The organism is Kitasatospora sp. NPDC022785 (assembly GCF_055561295.1).
The window spans coordinates 466,831-478,471 of the sequence record NZ_JBVHHB010000002.1 but is presented as its reverse complement, the minus strand read 5'-3'; the positions used below and the strand labels follow the sequence as shown (position 1 = coordinate 478,471).

Below are 11,641 nucleotides of genomic sequence, written 5' to 3'. Positions count from 1 at the left end.
CGCCGGGCGGTACGGCTCCACCCCGGGGCCCGTCGACGGGCCCCTCTCCGACCCCCGGTCGGGCGCGGCGGGGAACCTCTTGAGGGCCGCGCCCGACCGGGTTCCACGACGTCGAAGGCCCGTACCCGGGAGCGAGGGGTACGGGCCTTCTGGGCTGCGGCCGCGGCTGCGGCCGCGCGTGCGAGGGCTGGGGAGTGGGGGCTGGGGGTGGGGCGATGGGGAGGGGACGGGCCCGACGGGCCGGGTGCCGGTGTCCCCGCCCCAACGGCTTCCCGCGGGGGAAGACCGAAGGCCGTGGCCCCCGGACGGATCCGGGGGCCACGGCCGTTGCGCTGCCGGGGGCCGTGCTCAGGAGGCCGGGCCCACCCGGACGGTGGTGATCCGGCCGCCCTGGGCCTCGCGGACCACCTCGATCTTCGTGTTGGTGTCCGGCACCTTCACCGAGAGCTGCGGGGTCGCCGGGTCGGAGTAGACGCCGGAGTGGTCGTTGAACGCCGGGACGGCCGGCTCGGCGCCGATCCGCACCGGGACGCCGCCCTTGTGCAGGGTGAACGCGGTGGTCGGCTTCAGCGAGAAGGTCGCGTCGTAGGTCTGCGCGCGGCCGTTGACCAGCGAGCCGTCGGCGAACCGGATCGGCGTCGGGTGTGCGTCGACCGGCAGGATCAGGCCGCCGCCCGGGTGGTCCTTGGTGTTGTTGTCGCCGTACCCGGTGTCCCAGAGCCAGACCAGCACGCCCTCCTGGTACGGGTAGTTGTCGACGATGTCCTTCTTGTTGTCGACCCCGGTGTACCCGAAGTTGTACGGGCCGGTCTTCAGGAAGGCGCCGTAGCCGGCGTACCGGCGGTTCTCCACCAGGTAGGCGCGCGGGTGCTGCTTGACGGCGGTGCGGCCGGTGACGACGGTGAACCCGGTGGCCGTCCAGCCGGCGGTTCCGTCCTCGGCGCCGTCGGCGAACAGCTCGGTGGCGCCGGCGGCGATCCGGACGGCGTCGACCAGGACGCCCCGGCCGTGCGTGTTGTTGTCGGAGGTGACGTGGAACCGCAGCCGGACCGTCTGTCCGGCGTAGCCGTCCAGCGGGATCGACAGCTGCCGGTACGCGCCCGAAGTGCCGGTCAGACCGGGGGTGTTGGCCGTGGTGTTGCCGATCGGCGCGCCGTCGACGGTGCCGCCGAGCGCCTTCCAGGTCCTGCCCGCGTCGGTGGAGGCCTCGACGGCCAGGAAGTCGTAGTCCTGCTCGATGTCGTACCAGGTGGCGGCGGTCAGCGTGACCGGCCCGCTCACCGTGCGCAGGTCGACGTCGCGCGCCAGTGCGTTGTCCAGGTTGTCGCCGGTGTCGCTCCACCAGTGCCTGCCGCCCTGGTAGGGGTCGGTGAGGTCGGTGTCGGTGGTGCCGTCCGGCAGGTGTACCAGGACGGCCTGGGCCTGGTCGGTGTTGTAGCCGCTGACCCCGAGGGCGTGGCTGGAGCGGGTGGCGGCCTGCGCCTCGTCGTAGTTGAGCCAGCCGAACTGCAGCTTGCTCCAGGCGTCGAGGTCACCGGGGTAGCCGCCGGTGGTGTTCTTGCCCTTGCCCAGGTAGGAGCCGGAGGACATCAGCGACCAGAAGTTGACGCTGTTGTCGCCGCCGCTGGTGCTGTACAGGTCGGGCAGGCCGAGGTTGTGGCCGAACTCGTGGGAGAACAGGCCGACTCCGCTGTTCTCGCCGCCCTGCACGTAGTCGTAGACGTAGAGGCCGGTGTCGCCGACCGGCGCGCCGCCGATCTTGTTGCCCGCCGGGCCGGTCTGGCCGGCCGGGTCCGGGAACGCCCAACTGCGGTGCGCCCACAGCGCGTCGGCGCCCTGCGCGCCGCCGCCCCAGGTCTCGTCGACGCCCGCGTGCACCACGATGACGTTGTCGAGGTAGCCGTCGGGCTGGCTGAACTCGCCGTCCTTGTCGTGGTCGTAGCGGTCGTAGACGTCGTACTGGGCCAGCTCGGCCTTCACGTCCGCGGCCGTCCGGCCCTTGGCGATCTCGCCGTCGTACCAGGCCTTGACGGCGTCCCGGACGAACTCCTGGGCCTGGGTCCAGGCGCCGGACCCCTGCGGGCCCTTGTTGCTGCCGTAACGGGCCTCGTTGTACGGCACGGTGACCCAGTCGCTGACGGTGCCCTCGACGTCGTACCGGCCGGAGGACTGGGTGCGGTAGTAGTTGCGCATCGAGACCGCGCCGGGCGTGTCGTCGAAGAACATCTGCTGGTAGTAGTCGCGGCCGAAGTCGGCGTTCCAGAGCGTGTGGTTGTCGCTCCGGCCGGGCTGCGGGATGGTGTTGTGCCGCGGGCCGGGCGTTCCGCCGTAGCGGGGCTGGCCGTTGTACTGGGTGGTGTTGTCCACCTCGTCGCCGAACTGGGCGAGGATCACGAAGACCTTGTCCTTGCGCTGCTGCGCCAGCTGGACGTAGTCGTTGCCGATCTTCACCTTGGCGGGCGCGCGCTTCTCCGCGGTCTTGGCCACGGAGCCCTTGTTGAGCTGCTCCAGTGCCTTGGTGCGCAGCGACTGGCGCTCGCGCTCCTGCGGGGCGAGCGGGCCGGGCGGGGCTTCGGCGCCGCCCTCGTCGGCGGCCTGGGCGGTGACGGCGGCGGTGGTGGCGGGGGAGGGGGGTGCGGCCTGGGCGGGGGTGCCGAGGAGGGTGGCCGCTATCGCGCTCGTGGTGAGCGCTGCCGCGAGTGCCGCGGACAGTCTGCGCAACTGACCGGTCCTTTCCGGACGGTGGGTGGTCGGGGGCAACGGTCGGGGGGAAGGCCGACGGTCGTGGAGCGCAGGTAATATTTCACATGTCATGGGTCACACGGAAGACGCCGGACGGGGGCGGAACGCAGAGCGCCGCACGACCGTGCGGTCGTGCGGCGCCGGAGGGTTGGCGTTCGGTCAGCCCGTGGTGTACTCCACGGTCACGCTGATCAGTGCCAGGGCCCCGAACACCAGCCCCAGGGCGGGGCGGCCGGCGGCGTTCAGGGCCAGCGCGCCGACCGCGAAGACCGCCAGCTTGAGCGCGATCTCCGCGGCCAGTGGCAGTCGTACGGTGGGGCCGCCCGCGGCCAGGAACAGCCCCCAGGTGACCGCCGCGAGGGCCGGAGCGCCCAGCCCGAGCAGGGCCCGGGTGAGCGGGCCGGAGCCGGTCCTGAAGCCCCAGTAGCAGAGCGCCGCCAGCAGCCCCAGTTCCAGCGCGAAGGCGAGCCCGCCGTTGACGACGGTCAAGGGGGTCCACTGCCGCTGCGAGACCGGGCCCGGTCTGCTGATTCTCATCCGTCTGTTCCTCCCCGTCCGGTCCGGCGCCCGGGTGGACGCCGGTCCCGGCGGGAGTCTGGCAGGCGCCGCCGCCCGCCACAACGGATCACCCCGACAAGGAGGCGCGCAGGAAGGCCAGTTCGGCCTGGGTGACCTGCTCCTGCACGCCGCCCGGGGTCATGTGGGTGACGCCGGGAAGCGGCAGCACGCTGTGCGGTCGGCCGGCCCGGGTCAGCGCCTGGGAGAGCCGCAGGGTGTGCGAGGGGTGCACGTTGTCGTCGGCCAGCCCGTGGATCAGCAGCAGTGGCCTGGTGAGTGACGGTGCGTCGGGTACCAGGTCGTCCGCGGCGTACCCCTCGGGGTTCTGCTGCGGCAGGCCCAGGTAGCGCTCGGTGTAGGCGGTGTCGTACCGGCGGAAGTCGGTGGGCGGGGCGCCCGCGCAGGCGGCGTGGAAGACGTCGGGGCGGCGCAGCACGGCCAGCGCCGCGAAGTAGCCGCCGTAGGACCAGCCGCGGACGCCGACCCGGCCGAGGTCGAGGTCGGGGTGGTCAGCGGCGAGTGCCTGCAGGGCGGCCACCTGGTCATCCAGGGCGACCTGCGAGAACCGGCGGAAGATCGCCCTGGTGAAGGCGGGCGTGACGAACGGGGTGCCCCGGTTGTCGGTCGTGACCACGGCGAAGCCCTGGTCGGCCCACCACTGGCGGAGCTGCCAGCGGCGCGGCTCGTTGGCCACCGCCTGGAAGCCGGGCCCGCCGTAGACGTCCAGCAGGACGGGCAGCCGCCGGCCGGGCACGTGGTCGCGCGGGTACACCACGGCGGTGGGCAGGGCGAGTTCGGTGACCCGGGCGCGTTGCGGGGTCACCCGGTAGGGCAGTGCGGCGGAGAGGTCGGTGAGTTCGAGTTCGCCGTCGTCGTGGCGCACCGTCCGGCGGACGCCGTCCGGCCCGGCGCAGCTGAGCAGCAGGGTCTCGTCGGCGGCGAGCGCGGAGTGGACGCCGGGGCCGGTGCTCAGCCGCTCGGGCCGGCCGCCGTCCGGGTCGACCAGGTGGACGTGCTGGTCGAACGGGTCGCCCTCGCCGGTCTCGCAGAGCAGCCGGCCGCGCAGCCGGCCGACCACGCGGCGGATCTGCAGCCCGGTGGTGTCCAGCGGCTTGCCGTCCAGGGCCAGGCCGCGTGCCTCGGGGGTGTCGTGGACGGTGAGCAGCCGCCCGTCGGCCAGCCGGGCGGGCGTGCCGGGCAGGTCGTCGACCCAGAACGCGTCGCTGGTGCGGGAGAGTTCGGTGGTGTCGCCGGTGGCCGGGTCGGCGCTGAGCAGCAGGACGTGCTGCTGGAGCCGGTCGGCGACGGTGAGCAGCACCTCGCCGGTGCCCGCCCATTCGGCGGCGCAGAGGTACGGGAACCCGGTGTCGTCCCAGCGGAGCCGGACGCGGCCGCCGTCCAGGCCGAGGACCCAGAGCTGGACGTCCGCGTTGGGGCCGCCGGCCTGCGGGTAGGCGAAGTCCTCCGGCTGCTCGTCCGGGCGGGCCGGGTCGGCGAAGTACCGGCGTGGCAGGGTCGATTCGTCCACCCGGGCGGCGAGCAGGGCGCCGCCGTCCGGGCGCCACCAGTGGCCGCGGGAGCGGCCCAGCTCCTCGGCGGCGGCGAACTCGGCGACGCCCCAGCGCGCGCCGTCGGCGGGGCTGAGCGGCACGAGGCCGGGCGTGACGTACAGGGCGTCGTCGGCGACGTAGGCGACGCGGTGGCCGGCCGGGTCGGGACGCGGGTCGAAGGCGGGCCCGGCGGTGGGGAGTTCGGCGCAGGTGCCGGCGGTGGTGTCGGCGCGGAAGAGCCGCCCGTCGAGGGTGAGGACGGCGACGGCGAGGTCGGCGGTGGCGGCGTAGGAGCCGATGCCGGCGGCGGTGAGCCGGATCCGCTCGCGCAGCCGGCGTTCGACGGCCGGGAGGTCCGCCGGGTCGCCGGTGCGGCCGGGGGCGAGTGCGGCGGGGTCGGCGACGAGGCGCTCCTCGCCGGTGGCCAGGTCGAGCAGGTGGAGCCGGTCGACCTGGTCCTCGGCGCCGGTGGAGCGGAGCAGCAGCAGCCGGGTGCCGTCCTCGCTGAGGACGATCGCACGCGGAGCGCCGAAGCCGAAGCGGCCCGTGCGGGCGCTGAGGGAGAGGAAGGGGTCGGTGATGGTCACGGCCCGATGTTCTCCGCGCGGCGCTGCCCGGACCAGTGGTACGACATGTGAAATGTCACACACCACTATGATGTCGCCGCAGAACAGAACCCCTGGAGGCGAAGTGATCGAGGACCCGCGGACCGCCGAACCGCCGGCGCCGCTGCCCGGTACGGACAAGCTGTTCACCCTGGACCCCGGCGCGGCCCACCTCAACCACGGCTCCTACGGCACGGTGCCTCTCCCCGTGCAGCGGGCGCAGGAACGACTCCGGGCCGAGCAGGAGCGCGACCCCGACGGCTTCTTCGCGGACCTGCCCCGGCGGGTCGGCGCCGCCCGCACCGCGCTCGCCACCGAGCTGGACACCGACCCGGCCCGGCTCGCCCTGGTCGCCAACGTCACCGAGGCCGTCGCGGTGGCCCTGGACAGCGTCCCGCTGGCGCCCGGCGACCGGATCCTGGTCACCGACCACGGCTACGGGGCCGTCACCCGGGCCGTCCGCCGGCGGGCGGAGGAGGCCGGCGCCGAGGTCCACACCGTACGGCTGCCGCTGGACACCCCGGACGAGGACGCCGTCCGCGAGGCCGTCCTCGCCGCCGTCACCGGCGGCACGGTGCTCGCCGTGCTCGACCAGCTCAGCTCGCCGACCGCCCGCCGGATCGCCGGCCCGGGCCTGCTCGCCGCCCTGCGCGCACGTGGCGTCACCACCGTGGTGGACGGCGCCCACGCCCCCGGCATGCTGCCCGAGCCGGTCGAACCGGACGCCGACTTCTGGTTCGGCAACCTGCACAAGTGGGCCTTCGCCCCGCGCGCCACCGGTGTCCTCGCCGTCCGCCCCGAGTGGGCCGGGAGGGTCCGCCCGCTGGCCCTCTCCTGGGAGCACCACCGCGGCTTCCCGGCCAGCGTCGAATGGCGCGGCACCTACGACTACACGCCCTGGCTGGCCGCCCCGGCCGGGTTCGGCCTGCTGCGCGAGCTCGGCGCCGGGCAGGTGCGCCGGCACAACGAGGCACTCGCCGCCCACGGCGGGGCGGTGCTGGCCGACCGCCTCGGCCTGGAACCGCTGCCGGCCACCGCGGGCGTGGCGATGCGCGCGCTGCGCCTGCCCCCGGGGCGGGGCGAGGGCGACGAGGCGGCGGTGGCGGTGATGGCGGAGCTGTGGCGGCGCCACGCCGTGCGGACGGTGGTGCGCCCCTGGCCGGGCGGCGGGGTGCTGCGGATCAGCGCGCAGCTGTACAACCGGCCGCACGAGTACGGGAGGCTGGCGGCGGGTCTGGCGGAGCTGCTCTCGCGACGGGGGTGAGGGCGGTCACTCGGAGGCGGCGCGCAGTTCGGCGAGCAGCACGTTCCGGTCGTCGATCAGGCCGGTGAGGATCCGCCGGGCCGTCCTGAGGAGGTCGGCGACCTCGGCACCGGCCAGGGCGTAGACCACCGTGCTGCCCTCGCGGCTGGCGGTGACGATGCCGGACCGGCGCAGGACGGCGAGCTGTTGGGAGAGGCTGGACGGTTCGATCTCCAGCTCGGCCAGCAGGTCCCGGACGGGCGTCGGTCCGGCCTGAAGCAGCTCCAGGACCCGGATCCGGACCGGGTGGCCGAGCATCCGGAAGAACTCGGCCTTGGCCTGGTACAGCGCGACCCCCACGGCGCCCCCTTCTCTGGTGACCGGTCCGTTCAGATCTCCAGCGCGACCTCGATCCGCTTCAGCTGGTGCCGGGCCATCGCCAGGTTGGCGCGGCCGCGGTTGAGCGCGAGGAAGAGGAAGAGGCCCCGGCCGTTCGGCATGGTGAGCGGCCGGAGCAGGTGGTACTGGCTGGTCAGGCTGACCAGGATGTCCTCGATCTCGTTGTCGTGGAGGTTGAGCAGCTCCATGGCCCGCATCTTGGCCCGGACCACGTCGGTGTTGCCGGCGGCGGCGACGTTGAGGTCCAGCTCGCCGCCGTCGCCGAGGGTGCCGAGCGCCATGCCGCTGCCGTAGTCGACCAGGGCGATGCCGATGGCACCGTCGATGGCCATGGCCTCCTTGAGCGAGGTCTCCAGATTCGCCATCGTCTTCTCCTCCTGTAACCGGGGGACTCCCGTGAGTGGTGGCTGTCGAAGCGAATGTAGGGAGGTGGGGCCTGACTTCACCGCAGATGACCGAAGACGTTCGAATCCGTACGCCGAGTGACCACTTCGCAGCTACTTGAAGACATTTGCAACTATGGATGTGAGAGAGAACTGATCCGGGCCCGTGGAAAAACGGTGCTATCGATGTCAGTCCTCCCGGGTAACCTCTCGCTGAGATGCGAGATCACACCAACCACACCCGGACGGCGATGAACACCCCTCTGCCCGAGCACCCCGAAGACCGGGAGCTCAACCCCGCCGAGGCGTACGCGGCCTTCCGCCGCCGGGCCAAGGAGCAGGCCACGGCCCTGTACGGCTTCCAGCAGCTCTACGACTTCCCGCTCGACGACTTCCAGCTGGAGGCCTGCCAGGCCCTGGAGGCCGGCGAAGGCGTCCTGGTCGCCGCGCCCACCGGCTCCGGCAAGACGATCGTCGGCGAGTTCGCCGTCCACCTCGCCCTCCAGGGCGGGCGGAAGTGCTTCTACACGACGCCGATCAAGGCGCTCTCCAACCAGAAGTACGGGGACCTGGTCAAGCGCTACGGCGCCGCCAAGGTCGGCCTGCTCACCGGCGACAACACGGTCAACGGCGACGCGCCCGTGGTGGTGATGACCACCGAGGTGCTGCGCAACATGCTCTACGCGGGCTCCAGCACCCTGAACGGCCTCGGCTACGTGGTCATGGACGAGGTGCACTACCTCGCCGACCGCTTCCGCGGCGCCGTCTGGGAGGAGGTCATCATCCACCTCCCCGAGTCCGTCACCCTCGTCTCGCTCTCCGCCACCGTCTCCAACGCCGAGGAGTTCGGCGACTGGCTGGACACCGTGCGCGGCGGCACCCGCGTGATCGTCTCCGAGAACCGCCCCGTGCCGCTCTGGCAGCACGTGATGGCCGGCAACCGGATGTACGACCTGTTCGCCAACCCGGACCGCGACGGCCGCCCCAAGGACGCCCCGCGCAACCCGGCCAAGGCGGTCAACCCCGAGCTGGTCCGCCTCGCCCGCTCCGAGCTGGACCGCAACCCGCGGGACAAGTTCGGCCGCGGCCGCGGCCGCTCCATGCCCAACGGCCGCCCCGGCCGGGTCTGGACGCCGGGCCGCGTCGACGTCATCGACCGCCTCGACGCCGAGGGCCTGCTCCCCGCGATCACCTTCATCTTCAGCCGGGCCGGCTGCGAGGCCGCCGTCCAGCAGTGCCTCTCCTCCGGCCTGCGGCTCAACAAGGAGGAGGACCGCGCCCGGGTGCGCGACATCGTCCAGGAGCGCTGCGCCGACATCCCCGACGAGGACCTGCACGTCCTCGGCTACTTCGAGTGGCTGGACGGGCTGGAGCGAGGCATCGCCGCCCACCACGCGGGGATGCTGCCCCGGTTCAAGGAGGTGGTCGAGGAGCTCTTCGTGAAGGGCCTGGTCAAGGCCGTCTTCGCGACCGAGACCCTGGCGCTCGGCATCAACATGCCCGCCCGCTCGGTGGTCATGGAGAAGCTCGTCAAGTGGAACGGCGAGCAGCACGCCGACATCACCCCCGGCGAGTACACCCAGCTCACCGGCCGGGCCGGGCGGCGCGGCATCGACATCGAGGGCCACGCCGTGGTGCTCTGGCAGCGCGGCCTCGACCCGGAGGCGCTGGCCGGCCTGGCCGGCACCCGCACCTACCCGCTGAAGTCCTCGTTCCGGCCGTCCTACAACATGGCCGTCAACCTGGTCTCCCAGTTCGGCCGGCACCGCTCCCGCGAACTGCTGGAGACGTCGTTCGCGCAGTTCCAGGCGGACCGCTCGGTGGTCGGCATCGCCCGCCAGGTCCAGCGCAACGAGGAGGGGCTGGAGGGCTACCGCGAGTCGATGACCTGCCACCTCGGCGACTTCGACGAGTACATGAACCTGCGCCGCGAGCTCAAGGACCGCGAGAACGAGCTCGCCCGCGAGGGCAGCAGCCAGCGCCGGGCCGCCGCCGTCGAGTCCATCGAGCAGCTCAAGCCGGGCGACGTCATCCACGTCCCCACCGGCAAGTTCGCCGGCCTCGCCCTCGTCCTCGACCCGGGCCTGCCGCCGGTCAGCCGCAACGGCCGCAACGCCACCCGCCACCCGGACTTCCAGGACGGCCCGCGCCCGGTGGTGCTCACCGCCGAGCGGCAGGTCAAGCGGCTCGCGATGATCGACTTCCCGCACCCGGTCGCCGCGATCGAGCGGCTGCGCATCCCCAAGTCCTTCAACCCGCGCAGCCCGCAGTCCCGCCGCGACCTCGCCTCCGCGCTGCGCACCAAGGCCGGCCACCTGGAGCCCGAGCGGTTCCGCAAGGGCCGGGCGGCCGCCGCCGACGACCCCGAGATCACCCGGCTGCGCGCCACCCTGCGCCAGCACCCCTGCCACGGCTGCGACGAGCGCGAGGACCACGCCCGCTGGTCCGAGCGCTACCACCGGCTGCACCGCGACACCGAGCAGCTGGAGCGCCGGATGCGCTCTCGCACCCACACCATCGCCCGCACCTTCGACCGGGTCTGCGGCCTGCTCACCGACCTCGGCTACCTGAGCGGCGACACCGTCACCGCCGACGGCAAGCGGCTCGGCCGGCTCTACGGCGAGCTGGACCTCCTCGCCTCCGAGTGCATCCGCGAAGGCGTCTGGAGCGGCCTGGCCGCCGCCGAGCTCGCCGCCTGCGCCTCGGCGCTGGTCTACGAGGCCCGGCAGTCCGACGACGCCGCCGCCCCCCGGGTGCCCGAGGGCGCCGCCAAGGAGGCGCTCGGCCAGATGGTCCGGATCTGGGGCCACCTCGACGCCCTGGAGGAGCAGCACCGGATCAACACCGCCGAGGGCGTCGGCCAGCGCGAGCCCGACCTCGGCTTCGCCTGGGCCGCCTACCGCTGGGCGCTCGGCCACGGCCTGGACCAGGTACTGCGCGACGCCGACATGCCGGCCGGCGACTTCGTCCGCTGGACGAAGCAGCTGATCGACGTGCTCGGCCAGATCCAGGACGCCGCCGGCGAGGACGCCGAGCTGCGCAGAACCGCCCGCAAGGCGGTGGAGGGGCTGCGCCGCGGCATCATCGCCTACTCCTCGGTGGGCTGAGCCTCTGACGGGGCCTGGCCCTGAGGACGGAAGGGCCCGCCCGGGCGATCCCGGGCGGGCCCTTCCGTGTACGCGCCTCAGCCGGCGAGGACGGCCAGCACCCGCTCCAGCGAAGTGCCGAGGCCCCAGCGGGTGGAGAGCTCCTCCAGGGTCATCGGGTCCAGCGGCTCGTGCGGCAGTGCCGGGTCGAACGCCGGCATCGGCGCGTCGGAGGCGACCCGGACCACCGTCGGTGCCACGTCCAGGTAGGCCGCGCCCTCGACGATGTTGCGCCGGCGGGCCGGGGTGAGCCGGGAGCCGACCTCCAGTGCGGCGGCCCGGATCGCGGCGAGGTCCCCGTACTCGTTGATCAGCTGGGCCGCCGTCTTCTCGCCGATGCCCTTGACGCCGGGCAGGCCGTCGCTCGGGTCCCCGCGCAGGGCGGCCATGTCGGCGTACTGGGCGCCGCGCACGCCGTACTTCTCCAGCAGCAGCGCGTCGTCGGTGACCTGGAGGTTCCCCATTCCCTTGACGGGGTAGAGCACGGTGATCCCGCGGGCGTCGTCGACCAGTTGGAAGAGGTCGCGGTCGCCGGTGACGATCTGCACCGGGCCCTTCGCCCGTGCGGTGAGGGTGCCGATCACGTCGTCCGCCTCGTAGCCAGGGGAGCCGACCCGGGCGATGCCGAGCGCGTCCAGCACCTGCTCGATCACCGGCACCTGCGGGGCCAGCGTGTCGGGCACCTCCTCCTCGCCGTCCTCGGCAGCCTCGGCCACCCGGTGCGTCTTGTAGGAGGGGACGAGGTCCACCCGCCACTGCGGGCGCCAGTCGGCGTCCATGCAGGCGACCAACTGGTCGGGCCGGTGGTCCTGGACCAGCCGGGCGATGAAGTCCAGCAGGCCCCGGACGGCGTTGACCGGCTCGCCCTGCGGGGAACGCAGGGAGTCCGGCACGCCGTAGTAGGCCCGGAAGTACAGGCTGGCGGAGTCGAGCAGCATCAGTCGCGGTGCGGTCACCCTCCGATCATGCCGTACCGGCCGACAGCCGGGCGCCGCACCGGGCGGTGCTGTGCCGG

Annotated in this window: 8 protein-coding genes; 2 read left to right on the top strand and 6 right to left on the bottom strand. The window is 73.3% G+C overall.

What is annotated here, in order from left to right; all coding sequences use genetic code 11:
* Nucleotides 1-348: 348 nt before the first annotated feature.
* The 3 genes from ACZ3YO_RS05455 to ACZ3YO_RS05445 all read right to left on the bottom strand — a co-directional run bounded on the left by ACZ3YO_RS05455 (nucleotide 349) and on the right by ACZ3YO_RS05445 (nucleotide 5,437).
* Nucleotides 349-2,721 carry an immune inhibitor A domain-containing protein gene (locus tag ACZ3YO_RS05455; protein ID WP_465565093.1) on the bottom strand — a complete coding sequence of 791 codons (2,373 nt, stop codon included), beginning with the start codon at nucleotides 2,719-2,721 and terminating at the stop codon, nucleotides 349-351.
* Nucleotides 2,722-2,901: 180 nt separating this feature from the next.
* Nucleotides 2,902-3,279, bottom strand: a complete 378-nt coding sequence (locus ACZ3YO_RS05450) for a YrdB family protein (protein WP_465544239.1) — start codon at nucleotides 3,277-3,279, stop codon at nucleotides 2,902-2,904.
* 88 nt (nucleotides 3,280-3,367) lie between these two features.
* The gene (locus ACZ3YO_RS05445) at nucleotides 3,368-5,437 is read right to left on the bottom strand and encodes a S9 family peptidase (RefSeq protein ID WP_465565090.1); all 2,070 of its coding nucleotides are present in this window, start codon (nucleotides 5,435-5,437) and stop codon (nucleotides 3,368-3,370) included.
* Between the two features lie 103 nt (nucleotides 5,438-5,540).
* On the opposite strand from ACZ3YO_RS05445, the gene ACZ3YO_RS05440 reads away from it, so the two are divergent.
* Nucleotides 5,541-6,719, top strand: a complete 1,179-nt coding sequence (locus tag ACZ3YO_RS05440; protein ID WP_465565088.1) for an aminotransferase class V-fold PLP-dependent enzyme — start codon at nucleotides 5,541-5,543, stop codon at nucleotides 6,717-6,719.
* 6 nt (nucleotides 6,720-6,725) lie between these two features.
* On the opposite strand, the gene ACZ3YO_RS05435 is transcribed toward ACZ3YO_RS05440, so the two are convergent.
* Nucleotides 6,726-7,058, bottom strand: a complete 333-nt coding sequence (locus ACZ3YO_RS05435; RefSeq protein ID WP_396321764.1) for an ArsR/SmtB family transcription factor — start codon at nucleotides 7,056-7,058, stop codon at nucleotides 6,726-6,728.
* A 29-nt stretch (nucleotides 7,059-7,087) separates the two neighbouring features.
* On the bottom strand, nucleotides 7,088-7,462 hold the full coding sequence (locus ACZ3YO_RS05430) for a hypothetical protein (protein ID WP_396321763.1): 375 nt from the start codon (nucleotides 7,460-7,462) through the stop codon (nucleotides 7,088-7,090).
* A gap of 269 nt (nucleotides 7,463-7,731) precedes the next feature.
* Between ACZ3YO_RS05430 and ACZ3YO_RS05425 the strand changes: the two genes are divergently transcribed.
* Nucleotides 7,732-10,587 (top strand): DEAD/DEAH box helicase, encoded by a 2,856-nt coding sequence (locus ACZ3YO_RS05425; protein WP_465565237.1) that lies wholly within the window; start codon nucleotides 7,732-7,734, stop codon nucleotides 10,585-10,587.
* Nucleotides 10,588-10,664: 77 nt separating this feature from the next.
* Here ACZ3YO_RS05425 and ACZ3YO_RS05420 read toward each other — a convergent pair whose 3' ends face one another.
* The gene (locus ACZ3YO_RS05420; protein ID WP_396321820.1) at nucleotides 10,665-11,564 is read right to left on the bottom strand and encodes a 5'-3' exonuclease; all 900 of its coding nucleotides are present in this window, start codon (nucleotides 11,562-11,564) and stop codon (nucleotides 10,665-10,667) included.
* Nucleotides 11,565-11,641: the final 77 nt, after the last annotated feature.